This is a genomic window from Variovorax sp. Root434, from assembly GCF_001426595.1.
Lineage (GTDB): Bacteria > Pseudomonadota > Gammaproteobacteria > Burkholderiales > Burkholderiaceae_C > Variovorax.
On record NZ_LMEK01000001.1, the window covers coordinates 500,838 to 526,452 of the forward strand.

Annotated in this window: 23 protein-coding genes and 4 tRNA genes; 18 read left to right on the forward strand and 9 right to left on the reverse strand. The window is 66.4% G+C overall.

What is annotated here, in order from left to right; all coding sequences use genetic code 11:
* Window positions 1-34 precede the first annotated feature (34 nt).
* The 7 genes from ASD05_RS02330 to ASD05_RS02360 all read left to right on the forward strand — a co-directional run bounded on the left by ASD05_RS02330 (window position 35) and on the right by ASD05_RS02360 (window position 7,056).
* The gene (locus ASD05_RS02330; RefSeq protein WP_056587051.1) at window positions 35-1,090 is read left to right on the forward strand and encodes a branched-chain amino acid ABC transporter permease; all 1,056 of its coding nucleotides are present in this window, start codon (window positions 35-37) and stop codon (window positions 1,088-1,090) included.
* Window positions 1,087-2,874: an ABC transporter permease subunit gene (locus ASD05_RS02335; protein WP_056587052.1), complete on the forward strand. Its 1,788-nt coding sequence runs from the start codon at window positions 1,087-1,089 to the stop codon at window positions 2,872-2,874. The genes ASD05_RS02330 and ASD05_RS02335 overlap by 4 nt, the downstream gene beginning before the upstream one ends.
* On the forward strand, window positions 2,871-3,602 hold the full coding sequence (locus ASD05_RS02340) for an ABC transporter ATP-binding protein (protein ID WP_007831224.1): 732 nt from the start codon (window positions 2,871-2,873) through the stop codon (window positions 3,600-3,602). Before ASD05_RS02335 ends, ASD05_RS02340 begins: the two co-directional genes overlap by 4 nt.
* The gene (locus ASD05_RS02345; RefSeq protein WP_056587055.1) at window positions 3,592-5,181 is read left to right on the forward strand and encodes an ATP-dependent acyl-CoA ligase; all 1,590 of its coding nucleotides are present in this window, start codon (window positions 3,592-3,594) and stop codon (window positions 5,179-5,181) included. The genes ASD05_RS02340 and ASD05_RS02345 overlap by 11 nt, the downstream gene beginning before the upstream one ends.
* A 104-nt stretch (window positions 5,182-5,285) precedes the next feature.
* Entirely contained in the window at window positions 5,286-6,062 is a 777-nt protein-coding gene (locus tag ASD05_RS02350; protein ID WP_056587058.1) for an SDR family NAD(P)-dependent oxidoreductase, read from the forward strand.
* Window positions 6,059-6,592 (forward strand): MarR family winged helix-turn-helix transcriptional regulator, encoded by a 534-nt coding sequence (locus tag ASD05_RS02355; RefSeq protein WP_056587060.1) that lies wholly within the window; start codon window positions 6,059-6,061, stop codon window positions 6,590-6,592. Before ASD05_RS02350 ends, ASD05_RS02355 begins: the two co-directional genes overlap by 4 nt.
* Before the next feature lie 2 nt (window positions 6,593-6,594).
* Window positions 6,595-7,056 carry an acyl-CoA thioesterase gene (locus tag ASD05_RS02360; RefSeq protein ID WP_056587063.1) on the forward strand — a complete coding sequence of 154 codons (462 nt, stop codon included), beginning with the start codon at window positions 6,595-6,597 and terminating at the stop codon, window positions 7,054-7,056.
* A 5-nt stretch (window positions 7,057-7,061) separates the two neighbouring features.
* Here ASD05_RS02360 and ASD05_RS02365 read toward each other — a convergent pair whose 3' ends face one another.
* The gene (locus tag ASD05_RS02365; protein WP_056587067.1) at window positions 7,062-7,454 is read right to left on the reverse strand and encodes a hypothetical protein; all 393 of its coding nucleotides are present in this window, start codon (window positions 7,452-7,454) and stop codon (window positions 7,062-7,064) included.
* 725 nt (window positions 7,455-8,179) lie between these two features.
* On the opposite strand from ASD05_RS02365, the gene ASD05_RS02370 reads away from it, so the two are divergent.
* The 4 genes from ASD05_RS02370 to ASD05_RS02385 all read left to right on the forward strand — a co-directional run bounded on the left by ASD05_RS02370 (window position 8,180) and on the right by ASD05_RS02385 (window position 9,219).
* Window positions 8,180-8,256: transfer RNA gene (locus tag ASD05_RS02370), tRNA-Arg, on the forward strand.
* A 41-nt stretch (window positions 8,257-8,297) separates the two neighbouring features.
* Window positions 8,298-8,504: a hypothetical protein gene (locus tag ASD05_RS02375; RefSeq protein ID WP_056587070.1), complete on the forward strand. Its 207-nt coding sequence runs from the start codon at window positions 8,298-8,300 to the stop codon at window positions 8,502-8,504.
* 26 nt (window positions 8,505-8,530) lie between these two features.
* Window positions 8,531-8,604: transfer RNA gene (locus ASD05_RS02380), tRNA-His, on the forward strand.
* 51 nt (window positions 8,605-8,655) lie between these two features.
* A complete protein-coding gene (locus tag ASD05_RS02385; RefSeq protein WP_056587073.1) occupies window positions 8,656-9,219 on the forward strand; it encodes an HNH endonuclease in 564 nt (187 codons plus the stop codon).
* 92 nt (window positions 9,220-9,311) lie between these two features.
* On the opposite strand, the gene ASD05_RS29885 is transcribed toward ASD05_RS02385, so the two are convergent.
* Together ASD05_RS29885 and ASD05_RS02390 are read right to left on the reverse strand one after the other, a co-directional pair.
* Window positions 9,312-9,482, reverse strand: a complete 171-nt coding sequence (locus ASD05_RS29885; protein ID WP_157609921.1) for a hypothetical protein — start codon at window positions 9,480-9,482, stop codon at window positions 9,312-9,314.
* Window positions 9,483-9,947: 465 nt separating this feature from the next.
* Window positions 9,948-10,023, reverse strand: a tRNA-Lys gene (locus ASD05_RS02390).
* A gap of 139 nt (window positions 10,024-10,162) precedes the next feature.
* On the opposite strand from ASD05_RS02390, the gene ASD05_RS02395 reads away from it, so the two are divergent.
* On the forward strand, window positions 10,163-10,870 hold the full coding sequence (locus ASD05_RS02395) for an SDR family NAD(P)-dependent oxidoreductase (RefSeq protein ID WP_056587077.1): 708 nt from the start codon (window positions 10,163-10,165) through the stop codon (window positions 10,868-10,870).
* A 52-nt stretch (window positions 10,871-10,922) separates the two neighbouring features.
* On the opposite strand, the gene ASD05_RS02400 is transcribed toward ASD05_RS02395, so the two are convergent.
* Window positions 10,923-10,998: transfer RNA gene (locus ASD05_RS02400), tRNA-Ala, on the reverse strand.
* A gap of 88 nt (window positions 10,999-11,086) precedes the next feature.
* Between ASD05_RS02400 and ASD05_RS02405 the strand changes: the two genes are divergently transcribed.
* The gene (locus ASD05_RS02405) at window positions 11,087-11,953 is read left to right on the forward strand and encodes an alpha/beta hydrolase (RefSeq protein ID WP_056587791.1); all 867 of its coding nucleotides are present in this window, start codon (window positions 11,087-11,089) and stop codon (window positions 11,951-11,953) included.
* Between the two features lie 16 nt (window positions 11,954-11,969).
* On the opposite strand, the gene ASD05_RS02410 is transcribed toward ASD05_RS02405, so the two are convergent.
* Entirely contained in the window at window positions 11,970-12,947 is a 978-nt protein-coding gene (locus tag ASD05_RS02410; RefSeq protein ID WP_056587080.1) for a GMP reductase, read from the reverse strand.
* 293 nt (window positions 12,948-13,240) lie between these two features.
* Between ASD05_RS02410 and ASD05_RS02415 the strand changes: the two genes are divergently transcribed.
* Window positions 13,241-15,655, forward strand: coding sequence for a UvrD-helicase domain-containing protein (locus ASD05_RS02415; RefSeq protein WP_056587083.1), 2,415 nt, complete (start codon window positions 13,241-13,243; stop codon window positions 15,653-15,655).
* A 36-nt stretch (window positions 15,656-15,691) separates the two neighbouring features.
* On the opposite strand, the gene ASD05_RS02420 is transcribed toward ASD05_RS02415, so the two are convergent.
* The 3 genes from ASD05_RS02420 to ASD05_RS02430 are packed head-to-tail and all read right to left on the reverse strand — an operon-like array spanning window position 15,692 to window position 18,029.
* Window positions 15,692-16,531 carry a BPSS1780 family membrane protein gene (locus tag ASD05_RS02420; protein WP_056587086.1) on the reverse strand — a complete coding sequence of 280 codons (840 nt, stop codon included), beginning with the start codon at window positions 16,529-16,531 and terminating at the stop codon, window positions 15,692-15,694.
* A 9-nt stretch (window positions 16,532-16,540) separates the two neighbouring features.
* The gene (locus tag ASD05_RS02425; RefSeq protein ID WP_056587089.1) at window positions 16,541-17,599 is read right to left on the reverse strand and encodes a homoserine kinase; all 1,059 of its coding nucleotides are present in this window, start codon (window positions 17,597-17,599) and stop codon (window positions 16,541-16,543) included.
* Between the two features lie 58 nt (window positions 17,600-17,657).
* Window positions 17,658-18,029: a hypothetical protein gene (locus ASD05_RS02430; protein ID WP_056587093.1), complete on the reverse strand. Its 372-nt coding sequence runs from the start codon at window positions 18,027-18,029 to the stop codon at window positions 17,658-17,660.
* Between the two features lie 97 nt (window positions 18,030-18,126).
* Between ASD05_RS02430 and polA the strand changes: the two genes are divergently transcribed.
* The 3 genes from polA (at window position 18,127) to ASD05_RS02445 (ending at window position 23,286) form a co-directional block, all read left to right on the forward strand.
* Window positions 18,127-20,943 (forward strand): DNA polymerase I, encoded by a 2,817-nt coding sequence (gene polA / locus ASD05_RS02435; RefSeq protein WP_056587096.1) that lies wholly within the window; start codon window positions 18,127-18,129, stop codon window positions 20,941-20,943.
* Between the two features lie 37 nt (window positions 20,944-20,980).
* On the forward strand, window positions 20,981-22,258 hold the full coding sequence (locus tag ASD05_RS02440) for a M20/M25/M40 family metallo-hydrolase (protein ID WP_414930033.1): 1,278 nt from the start codon (window positions 20,981-20,983) through the stop codon (window positions 22,256-22,258).
* A 125-nt stretch (window positions 22,259-22,383) separates the two neighbouring features.
* Window positions 22,384-23,286, forward strand: a complete 903-nt coding sequence (locus ASD05_RS02445) for a LysR family transcriptional regulator (protein WP_007831195.1) — start codon at window positions 22,384-22,386, stop codon at window positions 23,284-23,286.
* Between the two features lies 1 nt (window position 23,287).
* Here the strand turns inward: ASD05_RS02445 and ASD05_RS02450 are convergent, their stop codons facing one another.
* On the reverse strand, window positions 23,288-24,499 hold the full coding sequence (locus ASD05_RS02450; protein WP_056587099.1) for a D-amino acid dehydrogenase: 1,212 nt from the start codon (window positions 24,497-24,499) through the stop codon (window positions 23,288-23,290).
* Between the two features lie 186 nt (window positions 24,500-24,685).
* Here ASD05_RS02450 and ASD05_RS02455 point away from each other — a divergent pair, with 186 nt between their 5' ends.
* Window positions 24,686-25,576 carry a transporter substrate-binding domain-containing protein gene (locus ASD05_RS02455; RefSeq protein WP_007831192.1) on the forward strand — a complete coding sequence of 297 codons (891 nt, stop codon included), beginning with the start codon at window positions 24,686-24,688 and terminating at the stop codon, window positions 25,574-25,576.
* Window positions 25,577-25,615 lie beyond the last annotated feature (39 nt).

A 25,615-nucleotide genomic window follows, 5' to 3' on the forward strand; every position in this document is an offset into this window, starting at 1 on the left:
ACCGCTCGCCTTTGATTTTCCGGAGGGCTGCGCGATGACCTGGGACGTGGCGCTCATCCTCCTCACCGACGGCTTGGCCAACGGTGCCGTCTACCTGCTGGCCGGCCTGGGGCTGGTGTTGATCTTTTCCGTCACGCGCGTGGTGTTCGTGCCCTTCGGCGACATCGCGGCCTTTGCGGCGCTGTCGCTCGCGGCCTTCGAAACCGGCCGCGTCCCGCCGACCATCGGTATGGTCGCCGTGCTCGCTGCCCTGGCGCTGGCAACGGAAATCGGCAGCCTGCTGCGGCGCGGCGAGGCCGCACGCGTTCCCAAGGCGGTGCTGATGTGGGGCGTGCTGCCCGCGATTCCCTGCGTGCTCGCGTGGCTCGCGGCACGGCCCGGTGTGCCGGTCGCGGTGCACATCGCGGTGGCCGTGCTGCTGGTGGTGCCCATCGCGCCGCTGCTGGCGCGCGTGGTGTTCCAGCCCATCGCCGACGCCTCGGTGCTGGTGCTGCTGATCGTGTCGCTGGCGCTGCACTTCCTGTTGTCGGGCCTGGGCCTGCTGTTCTTCGGGCCTGAAGGCTCGCGCACCACGCCACTGACCAGCGCCATGTTCACGCTGGGCGACGGCTTCACGGTCAGCGGCCAGGTGGTGCTGATGGTGGGCGCGGCCATCGTGCTGAGCGGGCTGTTCTTCCTGGTGTTCGAGCGCACGGTGGCCGGCAAGGCGCTGCGCGCCACGGCGGTCAACCGCGTGGGCGCGCGGCTGGTCGGCATCCGGCCGGTGCGCACCGCACTGCTGGCCTATGGGTGCGCCTCGCTGCTGGCGGGGCTGATCGGCGTGTTGATTGCGCCGGTGACGACCATGTACTACGACTCGGGTTTCATCATCGGCTTGAAGGCCTTCGTGGCCGCGATCATCGGCGGGCTCGTGAGCTACCCGATGACTGCGGTGGGCGCACTCGCAGTCGGCGTGGTGGAAAGCTTCGCCTCGTTCTGGAGCGGTGCGCTGAAGGACGTGATCGTGTTCAGCCTGCTGATCCCGGTGCTCATGCTGCGGTCCTTCATGGCCACGCATGCCGAAGAGGAAGAAGACGAGGTGGACCAATGAGCGCCAACCGCAAACGCATGACGTGGATCGCCGCGGTGGTGGTCGTGCTGGCCCTGGTACCGGTGGTAGCGGGGAGCTTCACGGTCTCGCTGCTCAACGACATCGGCATCGGCGCGCTGGTGGCGCTGGGCCTCGTGCTGCTCACCGGCGTGGGCGGCGCGACCTCATTCGGGCAGGCGGCCTTCGTGGGCATCGCGGCCTACGCCACGGCATGGCTCACGACCACACAGGGCATGTCGCCATGGATCGGGCTGCTGTTCGCGCTGCTGCTCACCGGCCTCTCGGCGCTGGCCATCGGCATGCTCACGCTGCGCCTTGGCGGGCACTTCCTGCCGCTCAGCACCATCGCCTGGGGACTGTCGATCGCAATGCTGTTCGGCAATGTCGATGCGCTTGGGCGGCACACGGGCCTGTCGAACATTCCACCGCTGCAGGTCGCGGGCTGGTCGCTGGCCGATCCGCGTTCGATGTACTACCTGATCTGGGTGGTGGTCGGGCTGGCCTGCCTGTTCAGCCACAACCTGCTGCAGTCGCGGCCGGGGCGCGCGATTCGCGGGCTTCGCGGCGGTGCCACGCTGCTGGCGAGCGTGGGGGCGGATGCCTACCGCGTGCGGCTGTCGCTGTTCGTCACTGCTGCTCTGTTCGCGGGACTGGCGGGCTGGCTCTACGCGCACATGAACCGCTTCGTGAGCCCGTCGCCCTTCGACGTGCGCGCGAGCATCGAGTACCTGCTGATGGCCGTGGCCGGCGGGCTCGGCCAGCTGGCGGGCGCGCTGGTGGGCGCTGCGCTGGTGCTGGTGCTGAAGAACGGCCTGCAGGACGTATTGCCGATGCTCACGCAGCGCGCCGGCCAGCTCGAGGCCGTGGCCTTCGCCGCGCTCTTCATCCTGCTGCTGCACTTCGCGCGCGGCGGCGTGATGGGCCTGCTGCGCCGCTGGACGCACCGGCGCGGCGGCTCGCAGGAGCCTTCGCGCCACGAGGCCCCGCCGGTCGATCCCTTGCCTCACCGCACGCTGCCCGAGCGCGGCTCGCAGGTGCTGTCGGTGAATGGTGCGGTCAAGCGCTTCGGCGGGCTGGTGGCCGTCAACGACGTGAGCTTCGACGTGAAGGCCGGCGAGATCGTCGGGCTGATCGGGCCCAACGGCGCGGGCAAGTCGACCATGTTCAACCTGCTGACCTGCACGCTGCCGATGAGCGCGGGCCAGGTGCGCTTCCTGGCGCACGACATCGCCGGCAAGCCACAGCGCGAGGTGGCGCGGCTGGGGCTGGCGCGCACCTTCCAGCACGTGAAGCTGCGCCCGCACATGAGCCTGCTCGACAACGTGGCGCTGGGTGCGCATTCGCGCACGCGCTCGGGCATCCTGAAGGCGGGGCTGCGGCTCGATCGCATGGAGGAAAGCCAGATCCTGCAGGAGGCGCAGCGGCAGCTCGACCGTATCGGCTTGGGCGACCGCGCGCACGAACTCGCGGGCAGCCTGCCGCTGGGCACGCAGCGCATTCTGGAAATCGCGCGAGCGCTGGCCGCCGACCCGGTGCTGCTGGTGCTCGACGAGCCCGCCGCCGGCCTGCGCCGCAAGGAAAAGATGGCGCTCGGCGAACTGCTGCGCAAGCTGCGCGAGGAGGGCGTGACCATCCTCATCGTCGAACACGACATGGACTTCGTGATGAAACTGGTGGATCGCTTGGTGGTGATGAACTTCGGCTCCAAGCTCGTGGAGGGCGTGCCGTCCGCGGTACGCGCCGACGAGCGCGTGCAGGCGGCTTACCTGGGGAGCGTTGTATGACCGCGATGCTGGAGATTGGCGATCTGCACGTGTCGTACGGGCAGGTTGAGGCGGTGCGCGGCGTGTCGCTCGACCTGCAACCGGGCCAGATCATTTCGGTGATCGGCCCGAATGGCGCAGGCAAGACCACGCTGCTGGCCGCGGCGATGGGTTTGCTGCCTTGCAAGGGCACGCTGCGCTTCGAGGGCGAAGACCTGCAGGGGCTCGACGTGGAAGCGCGCGTGGAGCGCGGTCTGTGCCTCGTGCCCGAGAAGCGCGAGCTGTTCGGCGAACTTACCGTGCTCGACAACCTGCAGCTCGGCGCCTATGCCAAGCGGCTGCGCGGCGATGCGATGAAGAAGCGGCTGCAGTCGGTGTACGACCGCTTTCCGCGGTTGGCCGAACGGCGTTCGCAGCGCGCCGACACGCTCTCGGGCGGCGAGCGGCAGATGCTGGCGGTAGGGCGCGCGCTGATGTCGGCGCCGCGTCTGCTGATGCTCGACGAGCCGAGCCTGGGCCTCGCGCCGCTGATCGTGCGCGACATCCTCACCATCGTGCGCAAGCTGCGCGAAGACGGTGTCTCGATCCTGCTGGTCGAGCAGAACGCGCGTGCGGCGCTCGAAAGCTCGGACGAAGGCTATGTGCTGGAGACGGGCGAGATCGCGCTCTCGGGCGCTTCGGCGGAGCTGGCGAGCGACCCGCGTGTGCAGGCGACCTATCTCGGCGGAGGCACGCACGATGACGAGTGACCCGCGGGCTGTGTCGCCCGTGCAGCGCACGTTGCCGGCGATGCTGCAGCGGCAGGCCGGGCTGTTCGGCTCGCGTCCGTTGCTTCGGATCGGTGGCGACGAGTGGACGCATCGCGACGCTGCGCAGGCTGCAGCCGTTCGCGCCAGTGCGCTGGCCGCGGCCGGCGTGGTGCGCGGCGATCGCGTCGCCGTGATGTGCGGCAACCGCATCGAGTTTCTCGAAAGCTTCTTCGGCGCTGGCTGGCTGGGCGCATCGATGGTGCCGGTCAACACCGCGTCGATGGGGCCGCAGATCGAGTACTTCCTGGCAAACAGCGAGGCGAAGCTGCTGGTGATCGAGGCGGGTTTTCTTGAGCGGCTCGCGACGGCGGATCTGGCGCGCACCGCGTTGCGCGAGGTCTGGGTGGTGGGCGAGGCGGAGTCCGCCGGCTGGCAAGCGCCCCAGGGCGTGCGCGTAACGCCTTACCCCGAGGGCGGTGAGGCGCTGGCGCCCGCAGCGGTGCAACCCGGCGACCCGCTCGCGATTCTGTACACCTCCGGTACGACGGGGCCAGCCAAGGGTGTCGTCTGCCCGCATGCGCAGTATTTCTGGTGGGGCGTGAACAGCGCGGAGGTGCTCGGAGTCGGCGCCGACGACGTGCTGTGCACCACACTGCCGCTCTTTCACATCAATGCGCTCAATACCTTCGCGCAGGCTGCATTGACGGGCGCAGAGGTGGTGTTCGCGCCGCGCTTCTCGGCCTCGGGCTTCTGGCCGGCGATGCGCGCGAGCGGGGCGACGGTGGTCTACCTGCTGGGCGCGATGGTGCCGATCCTGCTCGCGCAGCCCGAAGGGCCTGGCGAGCGCGATCACCGGGTGCGCATCGGCCTCGGTCCGGGCGTGCCGTCCGCCGCGGGTGCGGCGTTCAAGGCGCGCACCGGCGTGCAACTGCTCGAAGGCTACGGCTCGACCGAAACCAATTTCGCCATCGCCACCGCGCCGGATTCGCCGCGCGGCGGTGTCATGGGTTGGCTGCGCCCGGGTTTCCAGGCGCGCGTGGCCGACGAAGGCGATGCAGCACTGCCACCCGGCGAGGCCGGCGAACTGCTGCTGCGTGCGGACGAGCCCCATGCCTTCGCGAGCGGCTACTTCAACATGCCGGAGAAGACGGTAGAGGCCTGGCGCAATCTCTGGTTCCACACCGGCGACCGCGTGGTGCAGGACGCCGATGGCGCCTTTCGCTTCGTCGACCGCATCAAGGACGCGATCCGCAGGCGCGGCGAGAACATCTCATCGTTCGAGGTCGAGCAGGTGCTGCTGAGCCATCCGGGCGTGGCTTCGTGCGCGGTGTACCCGGTGCAATCCGAACTGGCCGAGGACGAGGTGATGGCCGCGCTGGTGGCGCGCGACGGCGTGCCGATCGACCCGGCCGAACTCGTGCGCTTCTGCGAAAGCCGGCTGCCTTACTTCGCCGTGCCGCGCTACATCGACGTGCTGCCCGACCTGCCGCGCACCGAGAACGGCAAGGTACAGAAGTTCAAGCTGCGCGAGCGTGGCGTGAGTCCGCAGACCTGGGACGGCCGGCCCGCGAGGGCCTGAGGCTCCCGGCAGACGCAACGCGCTCCTTCTTTTCGGCCGTTTCATGCGCTGACAGTTTCGCCGGTACATTTCGCTAAAATGATTCAGAACTAAAACATTCAGGTATGCAATCAAATTCACTGACCGGCCGCCATGCACTCGTCACGGGCGCGGCGCGCGGCATCGGCGCCGAGATCGCGCGCACCCTGGCCGCCGAAGGCGCCGTTCTGACGCTGCTGGGGCGTGACCGTGAAGCGCTGAAGCGTGTGGCCGATTCGCTCGCGGGCAGCGGTCACGGCGTGGCCGCTGCCGATGTGGCGAATCCGGAGGCGGTGCAGGCGGCCTTCGCGGAGGCCCGGGCGGCGCGCGGCCCTGTCGCCGTGCTCGTCAACAACGCGGGTGCCGCCGAGAGCGCGCCCTTCCTCAAGACCTCGTTCGAGCTCTGGCAGCGCATGTTGTCGGTGAACCTCACCGGCAGCTTCCTGTGCGCGCAGGCTGCGCTGCCCGACATGCTCGATGCGGGCTGGGGCCGCATCGTCAACATCGCCAGCACGGCGGGGCAGAAAGGCTACGCCTACGTGGCGGCCTACACCGCGGCCAAGCATGGCGTGGTCGGGCTCACGCGTTCGCTGGCGCTCGAAGTGGCGCGCAAGGGCATCACGGTGAATGCCGTGTGCCCGGGCTACACCGACACCGACATCCTGCGCAACAGCGTCGCCAACGTGGTCGGCAAGACCGGGCGCAGCGAGGCCGACGCGCTGGCCGAATTCTCCAGCGTCAATCCGCAGCGGCGCATCGTGCAGCCGGCCGAAGTCGCCGATGCGGTGCGCTGGCTGTGCGGCGCGGGCGCTGCGTCGGTCACCGGCCAGTCGATCTCGGTTTCAGGGGGAGAGGTGACATGACGCGCGACAACGATGCCTCGCACGCCGTCCTGAGCGATGCGGAAGAACTGGGCCACGAAGCCCGCGCGGGCCACGAGGACCACGCGATGCTCAAGCTCTGGCTGCGCATGCTGGCCAGCACCACGCAGATCGAGGCCGAGATCCGGCGCCGGCTGCGCGAGCGCTTCGGCATCTCGCTCGCGCGCTTCGACTACATGGCGCAGCTCCATCGCTACAAGGACGGGCTCAAGATGCGCGTGCTCTCGCGCTACCTGATGGTGACCGGCGGCAACGTCACAGGCCTGACGGACGAACTCGAGCGCGAAGGCATGGTGGCGCGCGCGCCCAGCCCCGACGACCGCCGCGCGTGGATCGTGAGCCTCACGCCGACAGGGCGCCGCACCTTCGAGACGATGGCGAGCGAGCACGAACAATGGATCCTCGAGATGTTCTCGGGGCTCGACATGAAGACCGTCAAGCAGATGCACACCCAACTGGGCCTGCTGCGTGTGCACGTGATGCGCGGCGAGCTGCCGGCCGAGGAGGGCTGAGCATGAGCGTGGGCACCCCTGTCGATCTCCCGGCCCAGGGCAGCGAGTTCCGCCGCGCGCGGCTGATCCGCTTCTCGGACTGCGACCCGGCGGGCATCGTTTTCTACCCGCAGTACTTCGTGATGCTCAACGGGCTCGTCGAAGACTGGGTCAACGAAGGCCTGGGGCTCAGCTACCACGGGCTGGTGGCCGTGCGGCGCATCGGCCTGCCCACCGTGAAGCTCGAAGCCGACTTTCGTGCGGTGAGCCGCATGGGCGACCAGGTCGCGCTCGGCCTCACCGTGCAGCGGCTGGGGTCGCGCTCGATGACGCTGCTTGTGCGCTGCTTCGATCCGGCGACCGGCGAACTGCGCATGCAGATGCAGCAGGTGCTCGTGACCACGTCGCTCGAAACCCATCGCGCCGTCGCCATTCCAGACGACATGCGCGCAGCCATCCTGCGCAACGCGCCCGAGCTGGGCTGAGCATCCTAGGGGGCGGGCTCGCTGCCCGCCGCGTCCTGCGCGCGCTTCTTCAGCCAGCCGCCGAGCTCCTTCTTTCCTTTGGCATTGGCGGTGCGCCATGCGTTACGCGCGGCCGCAATGAAGCGCTCTTCCGCAGCATCGGGTACTTCGCTGGGGCGGTCTTCTTCGTCGAGCCAGCCGGGCTCGACGCTGCAATGCCGTTCGATCTGCCGTGCCAGGTTGTCGCCGATGGGCCGCGAGCTCTTGATCTGGCTCCACATGCTCGGAGAGATTTCGAGTTTCTTAGCAAACGCCTGGTCCAGCCCCTTGGCTGGCAGACCCGCGGCGACGGCCTCTTCGAGAAAGCGGCGGTGCAACGCAAGGGCATTGCGGCGGCGCGCGACGGTGATATTGGGCACTGTTCAAAAACAACAACAAGACAAGAAAAGATTGTCCCGGTTGTTGACGCCGTCGTAAACACTATTTACAGTTGCCTTCATTCGCGGCCCAGGCCGTCCCTTTTTTCCAACCCCTTACAGCCGACAGCGGCAATTTTTGACTCAGGAACCATCGTGAACACCGCCTTGCACCTCACCAGCATTCGACCCGCCTCGGGCCGATCGCTCGTGCGCGTCTGGTCGTGCGGTGGTTTCGACAGCATGCCGTCGGTCCGACTGAATCAGCACCAGAGCCACGTGTATTCCACGAAAGCCGCAGCCAGCCTGCGCGTCGGAAAAGTCGAGGATCAGGTGCTACCGGGTGGAGGTTGCGCATAGGCGCACACCTTCCAAGCTCTCTCATGCAGAGGCCCGGAAACCGCAAGGTTCCGGGCCTTTTTGTTTTGTCTGTCGTGCTTGTTTGCCATTTCGGGTGTGCCTTCACCACACCGCCAGAGCCCACCGCGTAGACGGTCTGGCGGGATGTGCAGGAACCGATCACTCCTGTGCAGCGACGTCGTACGGGACAGCGCCCAGCGCGCTGTCCGTCGCGTGAGGACACAACCGAAATGGAAAACGGGCCACCGTTTTTTTCGAACCACACCGAACCCGAGCGGGACCGGGCCGTGCAGATGGCCCTCCCGCGGAAACCGGCCGCAAAGATTGGGCGGCGCCGGAACCCGTAACCGGACACTTTTTGTTTTCGACCCGCGTTAGCTCAATGGATCAGAGCACTTGCCTACGAAGCAAGGGGTTGCACGTTCGAGTCGTGCACGTGGGGCCATTTTTGTTTGTTCGAGCTGTCACACCAACCAAGGAGCCACCATGCGCAAGCGCAACACCCCGATCCGGATGATCACCGTGCGTCCGGCACAGCCACGCGGCCGTATGGTGATGGCCCTGGCCCGCAGGTTCGGCATTGCCGTCGATGCGCGTCGCACAGGCGAATGCACGGCGGACTCCGCGGGGCGCGAGCCGCTGCCGGAGGGACTCGACCCCGACCAGCGCGTTCGCGCAGTCGGCGAATGGTAGACGGCCGCCTTTTCCTTGTTTTCATGGTGCGCGTAGCTCAATGGCAGAGCCGCGGGTTGTGGTCCCGCTGACGACGGTTCGATCCCGTTCGTGCACCCCACCTCGTTTCATTCGACCTCATCACAACCATCGCCGCAAAAGGAGGCGAGACATGCATCCTCACGTCCTGCAACTCGATATTCAGGGCACGCCGCAAGCCTGGATTTCGCTGGAGCAGGCGGTGTTGCACTACGCGACCGGCTCGGTCGCATGGGAAGACGGCGGCCTGCCGCTCGCCACGCTGCGTGGTGGCTTCAACGTGGCGCGCGGCGTGCAGTCGCGCATCGACGTGGCGCCGATCGTTGCACTGCGCGGTGCGTCGAAGATCAACCTCTTCGACGTGATTCCGAGCGTCACCAAGAGCAAACTGCTGCGCCGCGACCGCCACACCTGCGCCTACTGCGGCGAGGTGTTCCACGAAAGCGACCTGCAGTGCGAACACGTGCTGCCCGAATCCCGCGGAGGTCCGTGGACCTGGACCAACCTCGTGAGCGCATGCGGGGTCTGCAACAACCGCAAGGCAGCGCGCACGCCGGAGGAGGCGGGCATGCCGCTGGTCTATCTGCCCTATGTGCCGAGCCGCTACGAGAACTTCCTGCTCGAAGGACGCAACATCCGCGCGGATGTGCACGAGTGGCTGGCGAAGCGGCTGCCCAAGGGCTCGCGGCTTCAGTGAGGGCAGGGCCGTGACCCTGGTCTTTGTCCATGAAAAAAGCCCGCTGCCTGTCTCCCAGGCGGCGGGCTTTTGTAACTGTGAGGCGCCGGTGTTCAGCGTCCGAAGAAGCGGTAGGCGATCAGGCCGGCGGCCGCCAGGCCACTCGCGATGGCGAGGATCACCTTGGTGGCACGACCCGAACCGCGTTTCGAGCGGGGCCAGTGGTCCGGCCCGATCAGGTCGATGGGGACGGTGGGTTTGCCTATGTCGGACGCCTTTTCCATGGGAGGAAATATAGCTCACGCGTGAAGGCGCGGCCCGGGGCTTGGCCGCATCCTGTGGCCTCTGAACATCGTTGTCGACCTTGGCTGCGGCTGGACAAAAAAATACCCGCCTGAGCGGGTTGAACGAGCTTTATGGCTTCGAAGTTGATTTCCCTGTGTCATTGTTGTTGTGCTGCGTGACAGCCAGTACAAGATGCCATGCCGGATGGGGACCTTTTGCAGGTTGGGTCCAGAGCAGCTTGTAAGTGGCGCACAAATCGTGAAATATTCCCGCATGAGAAGGGAAATCATCCTCGAAGGTTTGACGTGTGCACTTGAGGGTTGGGTTCGCAGTGCTTCTGCAACGCAGCTCTGGCAGTGCATCAATCGGGTGGCCAGCGAGCCAAAGAAAAAGCCTCCTCGCGTGGACCGTGAGGAGGCTTTGACAAAAAAATAGCGCGAAGAACGCGCTATTTTTGGTGTTGGTGGTGGGCCCTGAGTGACTCGAACACTCGACCTACGGATTAAGAGTCCGCTGCTCTACCAACTGAGCTAAGAGCCCTTGCGTTGAAAACGTTTGGTGTTTTCTGGCAAGACCACGAGTATATCCCAGAATTTCTGCATGGCCAAAAAATTTGTGGCCGCAGCGTTAGGATTCGCCACACCCGAGAGGGCAGGGCCCTTTAACCAGGAGAATTTCGATGAGCGATGCGAACACCACACCCCATGTCTTGATCACCGGCGCCGCTGGCGCACTGGGCCGCGCCGTGGCTCGGCATTTCATCGACCAGGGCGCGCGCCTGGCGCTGGTCGACCACCATGCGGGCCGTCTTGCTGAAGTCTTTCCGGGCCTCGACAACTCGCAGCATCTCCTGCTGGCGGGCGACGTGACTTCCACCTCCGAGATGGCCGCCCTCGCGGAGCAGGCGCTCAAGTCCTTCGGCCGCATCGACACGCTGGTCCACATCGCAGGCGGATTCGAAATGGGCGAAGCGACGCATGCGCTCACGCGCGCGAGCTGGGACCGGATGATGAATCTCAACGCATGGTCGTTCGTCGCTGTGACGCAGGCGGTGCTGCCCTCGATGATCGCGCGCCGCGCCGGCAGCGTCATCGCCGTGACGGCGAAGGTCGCGGCACGCGGCGTGCCGGCCATGGCCGCGTACATCGCTTCGAAGAGTGCGCTGCAGCGCCTGGTGGAAGCCATGGCAGCCGAGGCTTCGCCGCACGGCGTCAACATCAACAGCGTGGCTCCGAGCGTGCTCGACACGCCAGCCAACCGGCAGGCGATGCCCGATGCGAACCCGGCCGACTGGGTGTCCACCTCGGTCGCGGCGCAGACCATTGGCTTCCTCGCGTCGCTGGCGGCCTCGGCGCTGCATGGACAGCATCTGACACTCGATACCTGAGCTTGAAAAAAGAAAAGGCCCTGGCAGATGCCAAGGCCTTTTCTGTGTCGGTTGGTGGAGAGGAGGAGGATCGAACTCCCGACCTCCGCATTGCGAACGCGGCGCTCTCCCAGCTGAGCTACCCCCCCAACACAGGTCGAATTTTAACCAAAACTCCGTCTCGGCGCACGCTGGCGTGCCAAGATGCGCGCCTCGCAAAACACGGAGAAAAAGCGCATGGCCTCGTTCGATCCCGCCTGGCTGGAGGGCATGTACAACAACCTCGCACGGGTCAAGGACCACCCCGCCTACTTCGAGCGCTGGGCACGTGAATCCGCCGCGGTGCGCGAGGCCTTGCCCGCGCGGATCGACGTGCCATATGGCCAGGGCGTGAACGAAACGCTCGACATCTTCCCGGCACCCGTGCCCGACGCCCCCGTGCTGGTTTTCATCCACGGCGGCTACTGGCGCGCCATGGACAAGAAAGACCATTCATTCATCGCGCCCGCGTTCAATGACCGCGGCATCTGCGTGGTCCAGCCGAACTACGCGTTGTGTCCCGGCACGCCGCAGCGGCCCGTCACGGTGCCCGGCATCCTGCTGCAGATGGTGCGCGCGCTCGAGTGGACATGGCGCCACATCGCGGCCCACGGCGGCAATCCGTCGCGGATCACCGTCGCTGGCCATTCGGCTGGTGGGCACATGGCGGCGGCGCTGTTGGCCTGCGACTGGAAAGCGGTCGCCTCCGACCTGCCTGCGCAGCTCGTGCGCAATGCGCTGTCGATCTCGGGCCTCTACGACCTTCGCCCGCTGCAGCGCACGCCGTTCCTCGAAAACACACTGAAGCTGACCGACGCGGACGCCCTGCGCGCCAGCCCCGCCTTGTGGCCAGCACCGAAACGTGGGCAGCTCTACGCAGTTGCAGGCGGCGAGGAGAGCGAGGAGTTCATCCGCCACAACGAGATGATCCGCGAGGCGTGGGGGCGCAACACCGTGCCGGTGTGCGAGGTGCTTCCAGGGCTCGACCACTTCGGCGTGGTCGATGCGCTCGCCGATCCGGCCCACGCGCTGCACCGGCACGCGGTGCAGTTGTTCGAGGCCTGACCGGCAGAGCCCGGGCTTACATCAACAGATGTTCGCCCGCGTTGTCTCCGCCCAGGGTGACGTAGTTGACCTTGCGGATGTCCAGCAGCGTGCGCCCGCCCGCGTAGCTGATCGAGCTCTGCACGTCCTGCTCCATCTCGACCAGCGTGTCGGCCAGCTTGCCCTTGATGGGTTCGAGGATGCGCTTGCCCTCGACGTGTTTGTACTCGCCCTTGTTGAAGTCGCTGGCGGAGCCGTAGTACTCCTTGAACAGCGCGCCATCGACCTCGACTGTCTTGCCGGGCGACTCCTCGTGCCCCGCGAACAGCGAGCCGATCATGACCATCGACGCGCCGAAGCGCACGCTCTTGGCGATGTCGCCATGGTCGCGGATACCGCCGTCCGCAATGATCGGCTTGGTCGCCACGCGCGCGCACCACTTGAGCGCCGACAGCTGCCAGCCGCCCGTGCCGAAGCCGGTCTTGAGCTTGGTGATGCAGACCTTGCCCGGGCCGATGCCGACCTTGGTCGCGTCCGCGCCCCAGTTCTCGAGGTCGATCACCGCTTCGGGCGTGCCGACGTTGCCGGCAATCACGAAGGTCTTCGGCAGCTTTTGCCTGAGGTAGCCGATCATGTTCTTCACGCTGTCGGCGTGGCCGTGCGCGATGTCGATAGTGATGTACTCGGGCACGAGGCCTTGCGCCACCATCTGGTCGACGGTGTCGTAGTCGGCCTTCTTCACGCCCAGCGAGATCGATGCGAACACGCCCTTGCCCTGCATGTCCTTGACGAACTTCACGTTGTCGAGGTCGAAGCGGTGCATCACGTAGAAGTAGCCGTTCTGCGCCAGCCACAGGCAGATCGATTCGTCGACCACCGTCTTCATGTTGGCGGGCACCACCGGCAGGCGGAAGCTGCGCTCGCCCAGCGTCACGCTGGTGTCGCACTCGGAGCGGCTCTCCACGCGGCACTTGCGTGGGAGGAGAAGAATGTTGTCGTAATCGAAAATCTGCATGACCAGGCTCCAGTAAATATGGCCCCCCGGCTTGCCACTGCGTGTGCTTCGCCACCCCCCGAGGGGGAGGCTCGAGCCGCCTTGGGGCGGCCCGGCGGCGGCCGGGATCGTTGAAAGAAACGAATGAGCGCTTGGTCCGGCCGGCTTTCGCGGTGCGTTTCGCAAAGGAAACGCCCACAAAAAACCGGGCGCAAGAATCTTGGGCCCGGTGATTGATTTTACGCGGCCTCGCAAAGGCAGGTCTTCCGATTCTTCATATAACCCGCATACGCAGTGGTTTCTACAATCGCAGGATGTTGTTTCACGATCCTGCGGCTGACGCCCACCCTCCAGCGCTGCCGCTGCTCCAGAACCTGAACGCGGAGCAACTCGCCGCGGTCACTCTGCCTGAGGGCAACGCGCTGATCCTGGCCGGCGCCGGCTCCGGCAAGACGCGCGTGCTCACCACCCGCATCGCCTGGCTGCTGCAGACGGGGCAGGTCTCCGCCGGCGGCATCCTCGCCGTGACCTTCACCAACAAGGCCGCCAAGGAAATGATGACGCGCCTGACGGCGATGTTGCCCGTCAATGTGCGCGGCATGTGGATCGGCACTTTCCACGGCCTGTGCAACCGCCTGCTGCGCGCGCACTGGAAGCTGGCCAACCTGCCGTCGACTTTCCAGATCCTCGACACGCAGGACCAGCTCTCGGCCATCAAGCGCCTGATGAAGCAGTTCAATGTCGACGACGAGCGCTTCCCGGCCAAGCAGACGCAATGGTTCATCGCCGGCGCCAAGGAAGACGGCCTGCGCCCCGACGCTGTCGAAGTCCGCAGCGACGACGACCGCAAGAAGGTCGAGCTCTATCGCCTCTATGAAGAGCAATGCCAGCGCGAAGGCGTGGTCGACTTCGGCGAGCTCATGCTGCGCAGCTACGAACTGCTGCGCGACAACGACCCGGTGCGCGAGCACTACCAGCGGCGCTTCCGCCACATCCTGATCGACGAGTTCCAGGACACCAACCGCCTGCAGTACGCGTGGATCAAGATGCTCGCGGGCAACACCGCCGCGGGCCAGTTCGAGCCGGGCCGCAACAGCGTGATCGCCGTGGGCGACGACGACCAGAGCATCTACGCCTTCCGCGGTGCGCGCGTGGGCAACATGACCGACTTCGTGCGCGAGTTCAACGTCACGCATCAGATCAAGCTGGAGCAGAACTACCGCAGCTACAGCAACATCCTCGATTCCGCCAACGAGCTCATCAGCCACAACAAGAAGCGCCTCGGCAAGAACCTGCGCACCGATCAAGGCCCCGGCGAGCCGGTGCGCGTATACGAATCGCCCACCGACCTCGCCGAGGCCCAGTGGATGGTCGAGGAAATGCGCCAGCTCGTGCGCGATGGCTTCGACCGGAAAGAGATGGCCGTGCTCTACCGCAGCAATGCGCAGAGCCGGGTGATCGAAACGGCGCTCTTCAATGCATCGGTGCCTTACCGCGTGTACGGCGGCCTGCGCTTCTTCGAGCGCGCCGAAATCAAGCATGCGCTGGCCTACCTGCGCCTGCTCGAGAACAAGGACGACGACACCAGCTTCCTGCGCGTCGTCAACTTCCCGCCGCGCGGCATCGGCGCGCGCACGCTCGAAACCCTGCAGGATGCGGCGCGCGCGGCCGGCCGTTCGCTGCACGATGCAGTGAGCGTCGTCGGCGGCAAGGCCGGCGCAAACCTCACGGGTTTCGTCGCCAAGATCGACGTGTTGCGCGAGCAGACCCAGGGCGTGAGCCTGCGCGAGATCATCGAGCTGGTGCTTGACCACAGCGGCCTCGTCGAGCACTACAAGGCCGACCGCGAAGGCGCCGACCGCATCGAGAATCTGGAAGAACTCGTGAATGCGGCCGAGAGCTTCGTCACGCAGGAGGGCTTCGGTCGCGACGCCGTGGCGCTGCCGGTCGACGAGCTGCGCCAGTCGCCCGCCAGCCAGGGCCTGGACCCGAACCGCCCGGTGCTCGACGAGCCGCTCGCGCCCGACGCCGAGACCGGCGAAACCCTGAGCCCGCTGGCCGCCTTCCTCACGCACGCGGCACTCGAATCGGGCGACAACCAGGCGCAGGCCGGGCAGGATGCGGTGCAACTGATGACGGTGCATGCCGCCAAGGGCCTGGAGTTCGACTGCGTGTTCATCACCGGCATGGAAGAGGGCCTGTTCCCGCACGAGAACTCGATGAGCGACTTCGAGAGCCTCGAGGAAGAGCGCCGCCTGATGTACGTGGCGATCACGCGTGCCCGCAAGCGCCTGTACCTGAGCCATTCGCAGACGCGCATGCTGCATGGCCAGACCCGCTACAACGTCAAGAGCCGCTTCTTCGACGAACTGCCCGAGGGCGCGCTCAAGTGGCTCACGCCCAAGAACCAGGGCTTCACGCCGTCGGCCTTCGGCTATGGCGGCGGCTACGCGAGCACGCGCGGCGGTGGTGGCGGCTACGGTGGTGGTTATGGCGGCGGCAGCAACAGCCGCGACAAGGAAACTTTCGCCAGCCCACCCGTGCCGCCGCAGAAGACCGCGCCGTCGCACGGCCTGCGTTCAGGTATGGAGGTGTTCCACAACAAGTTCGGCGAAGGCACGGTGACCGCGCTCGAAGGCACGGGCGACGATGCGCGCGCGCAGGTCAAGTTTGCGCGGCATGGCGTGAAGTGGCTGGCGCTGTCGGTGGCCAAGCTCACGCCGATCTGAGCCGGCCGCCAGGGGGGCAGCAGCCGCTCGCGGCGCTCAGTCGGGCTTGAAGGTGTCGCGGAAGGTGAACCAGTTCGACGCCTGTGCCATGGCGGCGAGCGCCAGCAGCGTGCCGACCATCAACACATTGCCGACGGCCATTGCGCCGGCATCCGAGCCCAGCGAGCCCACCCCGATCACGACGGTGGCGATCAGCGCCACGCAGGCAAGGCTGATCAGGACCACGCCGCACCACACGAGCCAGAACAGCGCGTAGGCGCTGAAATTCCGGAACATCGCCACCAGGCTGAAGAAGATACTCTTCACCGGCTCCACCTTGTGCCAGTGAACGAGCGCGGGGGCATGCCACATCGCCGCGACCAGCGGCAGCGTGAGGCACAGCTGAAGCATATTGGCCACCTGGAAGCGGCTGCTTTCCAGCACTTCCTTCGCAGGCGCTTCGCCGAGGAAGTAGCTGCGCACGAACTGGCCGCCATCGACGACGGCTGTCGCGAGCACCGTCAGGAAGAAATACACCGCGGAAATCAGGCCGAGCACCACCAGCGAACGCCATTCCGTCCGCATGGCGCGCGCCACTGCCAGAAACATGAGCGCGCCGGTCGGTTTTTTCACGTCGCCCGTGGCGTTGCCATTGCCGTTGCCGTTGCCAGGTGCGGAATCGGCCACCGACGCTGCGACCATGAAGGCGAGCGTGGAAAACGGCAGCAGCATGAGCGGAAGGAACCTGCCGACCAGCGGCAGTTGCGACACGTTGGAAATCACTGCCATGAACAGAAGAAACAGCGAGACGAAGGCCAGCGGCTGCCGCCAGAAATTCCGGAGCCCGAGGCGGACCCATTCGACGCCGGTTCGCGCCGGCACGAGGTTGAGTTTCATGTGTGTGGATCAGGCAGCCAGTAGCGGCTCGAGGGCCTGTGCCATGGCATGCGGGTAGGTGGCGCGGTCGCGCAGCACGCGTTCGAAGTGCGCGGGGTCATGGGGCTTGAGCATGCTCGCCTCGCGCGGCAGATGGAAGTCCCAGAGCCGGGAGATCCAGAAGCGCAGCGCGGCGGCGCGCAGCATTGCGGGCAGCAGGGCGCGTTCGGCGGCGTTCAGCGTTCGCACGGTTTCGTAGGCCGAGAGCAGCGCATCGGCGCGTTCAACATCGTGCCGACCGGTCGGCAGGTCGATGGCCCAGTCGTTCAGGCATACGGCCAGGTCGAACAGCCAGGTGTCGGTGCCGGCGAAGTAGAAGTCGAACACGCCAGTCAGGCGCGGTGCGGCGCCGGCGTCGCCATCGGTCGCGAACATCACGTTGTCGCGGAACATGTCGGCATGCACCGGGCCGCGCGGCAGGGCCGCATAGGCCGACGACTCGGCGACGTGGTTCTGGTAGGCCAGTTCGGCGCGCAGCAGGGCAGCCTGCGGCTCTTCGATGTACGGCAGCACCACCGGCACCGTTTCGTTCCACCAGGGCAGGCCGCGCAGGTTCGGCTGGATGCGGGGGTAGTCGCGCCCCGCGAGGTGCATGCGTGCCAGCATCGCACCCAGTTCGGCGCAATGCGCCGCACCGGGCGCCAGTTCGCTGCGGCCCGAGAGCTTCTGCACCACCGCCGCAGGCTTGCCGGCCACGATGTGCAGCAAGTCGCAAGAGGCTTCGGCGGGCACGGGAGGCTGGCTTTTCCTGGGCTTCTCGGCGGCGACGGGCTCTGCCGCCGCCACAGGCGCAGGAACCGGCAGGCCGGCGGCCGCCAGGTGCTGCATCAGGCAAAGGTAGTAAGGGAGCTGCTCGGCGCTCAGGCGTTCGAACAGCGTCAGCACGAACTCGCCGGACTCGGTGGTCGCGAAGTAGTTGGTGTTCTCGATGCCGCCTTCGATGCCGCGCAGTTCGCGCAGCGGGCCCAGGCCCAGGCGTTGGACGAGCGCGTCTGCCTCGCCGAAACCCACTTCGGTGAAAACTGCCATGGCGGTACTCAGCGCCGGGTTGCTGGTTCGAAAACGGAAAGGGAAGAGCGCAGCACGGTCAGAACTTCATCACGTTCCAGACGCGGGGGCCGTTGGCGCCCGTTTCAGAGGAGCCCTGGCGCCCCGTGGGGGCGTCGGCGGGCAGCACTTCATAGCCCGGCACGTTCGACTTGGGCTTGACGTTGATGCTTTGCGTGCGGCCGCCGTAGCGAACTTCGTCGACCGATGCGCCGCTGTCCTCGGTGTGGATGTTCTCGACCTTCTGGTTGCGTCGGCCCTCGGCTTTGGCCTGCTCCTGGTTTTGTAGCGAATCGGCCGGAGCCGCCGCAGGGGCAGACGCGGGCTGCTGCGCCTGCACGGCGGCAAAGGGGGCTGCGAAAGCCAGCGCCAGCAGGATGCGGCGGGCGACCAGGAGTGTGGAGCTAGGCATGCATCGATTGTAGGCGCGCCCCCGATCCTTGGGCGTCGGTTGGCGCCTCGTGCCGTCGTGGTTCGGAGCGCTGCTGCGGGCACGGCAAAATGGCCCGATGACCGACAAGAAAACGCTGCTGCTCGTCGATGGCTCGAGCTATCTCTACCGCGCCTTCCACGCCATGCCCGATCTGCGGGCCGTGCCCGGCGACTCCAAGAGCCCGGCGACCGGCGCCATCCGGGGAATGATCAACATGATGACCGCGCTGCGCCGCGAGGTGCGCGCGGACTACGCGGCCTGCATCTTCGATGCGCCCGGCAAGACTTTCCGCGACGACTGGTACCCCGAGTACAAGGCCAATCGCTCGCCGATGCCCGACGACCTGCGCAGCCAGATCGACCCCATCCACGAAGTGGTGAAGCTGCTCGGCTGGCCCGTGCTCAGCGTGCCCGACGTGGAGGCCGACGACGTCATCGGCACGCTCGCCAAGATCGCCGCCGCGCAGGGTGTCGAGGTGATCGTGTCCAGCGGCGACAAGGACCTGAGCCAGCTGGTCGACGAGCACATCACCATCATCGACACGATGAACGGCAAGAAGCGAGACGTGGCGGGCGTGACGGCGGAGTTCGGCGTGCCGCCGAACCTGATGATCGACTACCAGACGCTGGTCGGCGATTCGGTCGACAACGTGCCCGGCGTCGAGAAGGTCGGCCCCAAGACGGCAGCCAAATGGCTGCTCGAATACGGCTCGCTCGATGCGCTGATCGAACGGTCCGTCGAGGTCAAGGGCGCGGCCGGCGAAAACCTGCGCAAAGCGCTCGACAAGCTGCCGCTGAGCAGGCGCCTCGTCACCATCCGCACCGACTGCGACCTCGATGGCCACGTTGTCGGCCTGCCGTCGCTGGACGGGCTGCCCGTCGGTGCGCCGCAGACCGCCGAGCTCAAGCCCTTCTACGAGAGGTTCGGCTTCAAGAGTCTGGTCAAGGCGCTCGAAGCGCAGGAAGTGCCGCCCGAGCTGATCGAGGAGAGCCTCAAGAAGAAGGCCGCCTCCCGCGCCGATAGCGACCAGGGCGGCCTGTTCGACGAACCCTCCGAGCTCGAAGCTCTGGAGGCCGCTTCCCCCGCAAGCAACCTCAAGTACGACACGATCACGACCTGGGCGCAGTTCGACGCCTGGCTCGCGAAGCTCGAAGCCGCCGAACTCGCGGCTATCGACACCGAAACCACCTCGCTCGACGAGATGGTCGCGCAGATCGTCGGCGTGAGCTTCAGCGTCACGCCCGGCGAAGCGGCCTACATCCCGCTGACCCACAACTACCCCGATGCGCCGGAGCAGTTGCCCATCGACGAGGTGCTCGCCAGGCTCAAGCCCTGGCTCGAGAACGGCGCGAAGAAGAAGCTCGGCCAGCACATCAAGTACGACCGCCATGTGTTCGCCAACCACGGCATCGAGGTGCAGGGCTACGCGCACGACACCATGCTGCAGAGCTACGTGCTCGAAGTGCACAAGCCGCACGGCCTCTCCAGCCTGGCCGAGCGCCACCTCGGCCGCAGCGGCATCTCGTACGAAGACCTGTGCGGCAAGGGCGCGCACCAGATCCCGTTCAGCCAGGTCGACATCGCCAAGGCCGCCGAGTATTCGTGCGAGGACAGCGACCAGACGCTCGACGTGCACAACACGCTGTGGCCCCAGCTGGAGAAGAACGAGAAGCTGCGCTTCGTCTACCAGCTCGAAATGGATTCGAGCGAGGCGCTCTACCGCGTCGAGCGCAACGGCGTGCTGATCGACGCACCCACGCTCGCCGCGCAGAGCCACGAACTCGGCACGCGCATCATGGCGCTCGAGCAGGAGGCCTACGACATCGCGGGCCAGCCCTTCAACCTCGGTTCGCCCAAGCAGATCGGCGAGATCTTCTTCACCAAGCTCGGCTTGCCCGTGGTCAAGAAGACGCCGAGCGGCGCACCCAGCACCGACGAGGAAGTGCTGGAGAAACTGGCCGAGGATTACCCGCTGCCGGCCAAGATCCTCGAGCATCGCGGCCTGTCGAAGCTCAAGGGCACCTACACCGACAAGCTCGGCCAGCTCGCCAACCCGCGCACCGGCCGCGTGCACACGCACTACGCGCAGGCTGTGGCCGTCACGGGGCGCCTGAGCAGCAACGACCCCAATCTGCAGAACATCCCGATCCGAACGCCCGAAGGCCGCCGTGTGCGCGAGGCCTTCGTGGCACCCGCCGGCAGCGTGATCGCGAGCGCCGACTATTCGCAGATCGAGCTGCGCATCATGGCCCACATCAGCGGCGATGAGTCGCTGCTGCGCGCCTTCACCGAAGGCATCGACGTGCACCGCGCCACGGCCGCGGAGGTGTTCGGCTCCACGCCAGACCAGGTGTCGAGCGAGCAGCGCCGCTATGCCAAGGTCATCAACTTCGGGCTGATCTACGGCATGAGCAGCTTCGGCCTGGCAAAGAACCTCGGCATCGAGACCAAGGCCGCGGCTTCGTACATCGAGCGCTACTTCGCGCGCTACCCGGGCGTGAAGGCCTACATGGACGAGACCAAGGCGCTCGCCAAGGAGCAGGGCTATGTGGAAACCGTGTTCGGCCGCCGTCTCTACCTGCCCGAGATCAACTCGCCCAACGGCCCGCGCCGCGGCGGCGCCGAGCGCGCGGCCATCAATGCGCCGATGCAGGGCACGGCGGCCGACCTCATCAAGCTCAGCATGGTGAAGGTACAGAACGTGCTTGACGACGAGAAGCGCGGCACCCGGATGATCATGCAGGTGCACGACGAACTGGTGTTCGAAGTGCCCGAGGCGGAGATCGAATGGGTGCGCACCGAAATCCCGCGCCTCATGGCCGGCGTGGCCGCGCTGAAGGTGCCGCTGCTGGCCGAGATCGGCGTCGGTCCCAACTGGGACAAGGCGCATTGAAGAAGACGAAACAACCACTCGAGAAGAACGCACGCACATGATCGGATTTCCACACCGCAGGATCCTGCTCGCCGTCGTCTGCGCGGCCTGCTTCGGCACCGCCTTTGCCGCCCCGGATGCCGCCGTCGCATCGCTTGCCGCCAAGGAAAAGCCCGCGCTGCTCGACACGCTCAAGGAGCTGGTCTCCATCGAATCGGGCAGTCGCGACCTCGACGGGCTCGAGAAGATCTCCAACCTCGTCGCCGCGAAGTTCAAGGCGCTGGGCGGCGAGGTCGAACTGATCGATCCGAGCGCCGAGGCCTACCGCATGGAAGACACGCCTGAGAAGATCGGCCGCGTGGTGCGCGCCACCTTCAAGGGCACGGGCAAGAAGAAGATCCTGCTGATCGCGCACATGGACACGGTCTACACCGTGGGCATGCTCGACAAGCAGCCGTTCCGCATCGAAGGCGACAAGGCCTACGGCCTGGGCATTGCCGACGACAAGCAGGGCGTGGCGGTCATCACGCACATCGTGTCGATGCTGCAGGCGATGAAATTCAAGGAGTACGGCACGCTCACCGTGCTGATCAACGGCGACGAGGAAATCAGTTCGCCCGGCGCGCGCGCGCTCATCACGCGAATGGGCAGCGAGCACGATGCGGTGCTGTCCTTCGAAGGCGCCTATGTGAAGGAAGACAAGCTTTCGCTCGCCACGGCGGGCATCGCCTCGGTCACGCTGCACGTCACGGGCAAGGCCTCGCACGCGGGCTCGGCACCCGAGCTGGGCGTGAACGCGCTGTACGAGCTGTCGCACCAGATCCTGCAGATGCGCGACCTGTCCGATCCGGCCACGGGCCTGAAGATGAACTGGACCATCTCGAAGTCGGGCAGCAACCGCAATGTGATTCCGGCCAGCGCCACCGCGGCCGCCGATGTGCGCGTGCTGAAGGTCAGTGACTACGACCGCATCGAGCAGCAGGTGAACGAGCGCGTGAAGAAGCAGCTCATTCCCGAGGCCAAGGTCGAGCTGAAGTTCGAGCGCCGCCGTCCGCCGCTGGAGGCCACCGACGCCTCGCGCGCCCTGGCCCGCCATGCGCAGCAGATCTACAAGGACGAGCTGCGCCGGCCGCTGGGCGCTGACGACAAGGCCGCCGGCGGCGGCACCGACGCGGCCTTTGCGGCGCTGAAGACCAAGGCGCCCGTCATCGAGCGCTTCGGCCTGCAGGGCTTCGGCGCGCACTCGGCCGATGCCGAATACGTGCTGATCGACTCGATCGAACCGCGCCTCTACCTCGGCACGCGCATGGTCATGGACATCGCGCGCGCGAAATGAACTCGCCCCCAGTCTTCGCGCACTTCGTGTCGCTTCGCCAACCCCCTGCCGGGGGCAACACCGGTGGCCCGGCGAAGCCGGTTCCACGGTGTTCCGCGAAGAAGTCATCGAGCCGCTGATTCATCATGCGCCTGCGTCACATCGAGGTCTTCAACGCGATCATGCTCACGGGCAGCGTGAGCGCGGCGGCGCGGCTCATCAACATCACGCAGCCGGCGGTGAGCCGCACGCTGCAGCATGCCGAGCTGCAACTGGGCTTTCCGCTGTTCCAGCGCGCCAAGGGCCGGCTCACGCCGACCACCGAGGCGCTCACGCTGTACCCGCACATCGAGCGGCTGTTCGCGCAGCTCGACGAGGTGCAGCGGCTGGCCGCCAACCTGCGCACCGCGGGCGACACGGGCGAGCTGCGCATCCTCAGCGTGCTGGCGCTGAGCTACGACATCCTGCCGCGCGCGCTCAAGGCGTTTCGCGAAAAGCATCCGGGCTATGCGATCACCGTCGAGTCGCTGCACTCGCCGCAGATCATGTCGGCGCTGCTGCTGCAGGAGGCCGACGTGGGCTTCGCCTTCAGCCCCGCGGTGCATCCCTCGCTCACGCAGGAGACGCTGGCCGACAGCCGCATGGTGTGCGTCGCGCCCAAGGGCATGCTGCCGCGCGCGCTGGTGCGCAACGGGTCAGTGGCGCTGCACGACCTTGTGAACCGCCCGGTGATCGGCCTCGACAGCCGCGACCCCGTCGGCACCAGCCTGAGCCAGGCCTGCCGGCAGGCGGGCGTGGGCTTCCAGCAGGCGGTGGTCACGGTGCAGACCTATCACGCGGCGCTGGCCATGGCGCACCACGGCATCGGCGTGGCGCTGGTCGATGGTTGCACGGCGCGCTCGGCGGACCGCGAGAAGGTCGACGTGCTGACGCTGGAGCCGCACATTCCGGTGCCGATCCGCGCGCTGCGCTTCGCGGCACGGCCCGATTCGGTGGCTGTGCGCGGCATCACCCGCTGCATGCAGCAGGCGATTCAGGAAAACATCTAGCTCAGGCCTGCAAGTCCTGTGCGACCTGCAGCGCCGAGCCGAACGCCAGCGTGAACCCCAGCGCGCCGTGGCCCGTGTTGAACAGCATGTTCGACGGTGCGCTCGGCAGCCGCCCGATGATCGGCAGCCCCGTCGGCGTGGCGGGCCGCATGCCCGTCCAGGGATGCAGTTCTTCCAGTCGGCTCGCATGCGGAAAGAGGGCGCGCGTCGCCGCCGCCAGCGTCTCGATGCGCGTGGCCGGAATGCTCGCGTCGTGTCCCACGAGCTCGGCCATGCCCGCCACGCGCAGGCGCGATCCGATGCGCGCGAACACTACCTTGCGCGCGCTGTCGGTCACGTTCACATGCGGGGCGGCGCCGGGCGTTGGATCGACGTCGACTGTGATGCTGTAACCCTTGAGCGGGTACACCGGCAGATAGGCGCCGAGTGCGCGGCCGAGCTTGTGCGAGGCCGAGCCCAGCGCCATCACGAAAGCATCGGCTTCCACGTCGCCGTTGCTGGTCCATGCCGCGGCGACGCGGTTTTCGCTGCGCGCAAAGCCATTCACGTCGGCGCCGAGCATGAAGCGTACGCCGCGCGCACTCAGTGCGCGCATCAGCTCGGCGCACACCTTGAGGCAGTCGGCCGCACATTCGCTCGGCGTGTAGACGGCGCCCGCCATCTGGCCGCGGTAGCCGGCGAGCGCGGGCTCGATGGCGATGCATTCGTCGGGCGTCACCAACCGCTGTTCGCTGCCCATGGCGCGCTGCAGTTCGAGCTGTGCGCGCGCACCCTCGAGCGACGCCGAGCTGCCATACAGCACCAGTTTCCCAGTGGCAGAGAAATCGCAGTCGGGCGCGATGTCGGCCTGCATCGCCTCGAACCCGGTGCGGCTCGATGCGGCCAGCGCCAGCAGCCTGGCCGTCGTGTCGCGCGAAGTCTGCGTGTTGCAGGCGGCAAGAAAGGCCATGCCCCAGCGCCACTGCAGCGGATCGAGCTGCGGCCGCAGCTTCAGCGGCGAGGTGGGCGACAGCAGCAGCTTGGGCAACTGCTTCCAGATCGACGGATCGGCCAGCGGCTGCACGTAAGAATAGCTGAGCTGCGCGCCATTGCCGCCGCTTGCACCTGCGCCGGGGCCGGCACGGTCGATCACGGTGACCTGATGGCCCTGGCGTTCGAGCTGCCAGGCGGTGGCAAGGCCCACGATGCCGGCACCGAGCACACACACATGCATGGAGGCAACTTTCCGGAGATTGAGATCAGAGCCAAGACTGTAGGAGCACGCGGCCCCGGCCGGAAATGCCAAAAGAAGCCTCGCCCATAACCTTTGGGCATGGGTCGGATTTCTATTGGAATTGTCGTTTTGCGTCACTCCTTCCTACACTGGCCGCCTGTTCAATCCAACCGAATGAGGGCTCGAATGAAACTTTCCGTCCTGATGGCTTCGATGGCCGCCGCGGTGCTTTTCACCGCCACGGGCGCACAGGCCGCCGACACGCTCGCCAAGATCGCCGAGTCCGGCAAGATCACGCTCGCCTACCGCGAGTCGTCGGTGCCCTTCAGCTATCTCGACGGCCCCAACAAGCCGATCGGGTTCTCGGTGGAACTCTCCAACGCCGTGGTCGAGGCGGTGAAGAAGAAGCTGAACAAGCCCAACCTGCAGGTCGCGCTGATGCCCGTCACTTCGCAAAACCGCATTCCGCTGATCACCAACGGCACCGTCGACCTGGAGTGCGGCTCCACCACCAACAACTCCGCACGCGGCAAGGACGTGGCCTTTGCCATCAATCACTTCTATACCGGTACGCGCCTGCTGGTGAAGAAGTCCTCGAAGATCAAGGACTACGCCGACCTCGCGAAGAAGACCGTGGCGAGCACCACCGGCACCACCAACGCGCTGGTCATGCGCAAGTACAACACCGAGAAGAACCTGGGCATGGACATCGTGCTCGGCAAGGACCATGCCGATTCGTTCCTGCTGGTGGAAAGCGATCGCGCCGTGGCCTTCGCCATGGACGACATCCTGCTGTTCGGCCTGATCGCCAATTCCAAGACACCGGCCGACTTCGAGGTGGTGGGCGAGCCGCTGCAGGTCGAGCCCTATGCCTGCATGCTGCCCAAGGACGACCCGGCCTTCAAGAAGCTGGTGGACGACACCTTCGCCGGCATGATGAAGAGCGGCGAGTTCGAGAAGCTCTACAACAAGTGGTTCATGCAGCCGATCCCGCCGAAGAACGTGCCGCTGAACCTGCCGATGAGCCCGCAGCTGAAGGAAAACCTGAAGGCCCTCAGCGACAAGCCCGCTACTTGAGCTCGCCCCCAGGCTGCGCGCACTTCGGGTCGCGCACGC

Excerpts from the sequence above, each read along its gene's own strand:
- ASD05_RS02330 (WP_056587051.1), top strand. The coding sequence starts at position 35 with ATGACCTGGGACGTGGCGCTCATCCTCCTCACCGACGGCTTGGCCAAC.
- ASD05_RS02335 (WP_056587052.1), top strand. The coding sequence starts at position 1,087 with ATGAGCGCCAACCGCAAACGCATGACGTGGATCGCCGCGGTGGTGGTC.
- ASD05_RS02340 (WP_007831224.1), top strand. The coding sequence starts at position 2,871 with ATGACCGCGATGCTGGAGATTGGCGATCTGCACGTGTCGTACGGGCAG.
- ASD05_RS02345 (WP_056587055.1), top strand. The coding sequence starts at position 3,592 with ATGACGAGTGACCCGCGGGCTGTGTCGCCCGTGCAGCGCACGTTGCCG.
- ASD05_RS02350 (WP_056587058.1), top strand. The coding sequence starts at position 5,286 with ATGCAATCAAATTCACTGACCGGCCGCCATGCACTCGTCACGGGCGCG.
- ASD05_RS02355 (WP_056587060.1), top strand. The coding sequence starts at position 6,059 with ATGACGCGCGACAACGATGCCTCGCACGCCGTCCTGAGCGATGCGGAA.
- ASD05_RS02360 (WP_056587063.1), top strand. The coding sequence starts at position 6,595 with ATGAGCGTGGGCACCCCTGTCGATCTCCCGGCCCAGGGCAGCGAGTTC.
- ASD05_RS02375 (WP_056587070.1), top strand. The coding sequence starts at position 8,298 with ATGCGCAAGCGCAACACCCCGATCCGGATGATCACCGTGCGTCCGGCA.
- ASD05_RS02385 (WP_056587073.1), top strand. The coding sequence starts at position 8,656 with ATGCATCCTCACGTCCTGCAACTCGATATTCAGGGCACGCCGCAAGCC.
- ASD05_RS29885 (WP_157609921.1), bottom strand. The coding sequence starts at position 9,482 with ATGGAAAAGGCGTCCGACATAGGCAAACCCACCGTCCCCATCGACCTG.
- ASD05_RS02395 (WP_056587077.1), top strand. The coding sequence starts at position 10,163 with ATGAGCGATGCGAACACCACACCCCATGTCTTGATCACCGGCGCCGCT.
- ASD05_RS02405 (WP_056587791.1), top strand. The coding sequence starts at position 11,087 with ATGGCCTCGTTCGATCCCGCCTGGCTGGAGGGCATGTACAACAACCTC.
- ASD05_RS02410 (WP_056587080.1), bottom strand. The coding sequence starts at position 12,947 with ATGCAGATTTTCGATTACGACAACATTCTTCTCCTCCCACGCAAGTGC.
- ASD05_RS02415 (WP_056587083.1), top strand. The coding sequence starts at position 13,241 with ATGTTGTTTCACGATCCTGCGGCTGACGCCCACCCTCCAGCGCTGCCG.
- ASD05_RS02420 (WP_056587086.1), bottom strand. The coding sequence starts at position 16,531 with ATGAAACTCAACCTCGTGCCGGCGCGAACCGGCGTCGAATGGGTCCGC.
- ASD05_RS02425 (WP_056587089.1), bottom strand. The coding sequence starts at position 17,599 with ATGGCAGTTTTCACCGAAGTGGGTTTCGGCGAGGCAGACGCGCTCGTC.
- ASD05_RS02430 (WP_056587093.1), bottom strand. The coding sequence starts at position 18,029 with ATGCCTAGCTCCACACTCCTGGTCGCCCGCCGCATCCTGCTGGCGCTG.
- polA (WP_056587096.1), top strand. The coding sequence starts at position 18,127 with ATGACCGACAAGAAAACGCTGCTGCTCGTCGATGGCTCGAGCTATCTC.
- ASD05_RS02440 (WP_414930033.1), top strand. The coding sequence starts at position 20,981 with ATGATCGGATTTCCACACCGCAGGATCCTGCTCGCCGTCGTCTGCGCG.
- ASD05_RS02445 (WP_007831195.1), top strand. The coding sequence starts at position 22,384 with ATGCGCCTGCGTCACATCGAGGTCTTCAACGCGATCATGCTCACGGGC.
- ASD05_RS02450 (WP_056587099.1), bottom strand. The coding sequence starts at position 24,499 with ATGCATGTGTGTGTGCTCGGTGCCGGCATCGTGGGCCTTGCCACCGCC.
- ASD05_RS02455 (WP_007831192.1), top strand. The coding sequence starts at position 24,686 with ATGAAACTTTCCGTCCTGATGGCTTCGATGGCCGCCGCGGTGCTTTTC.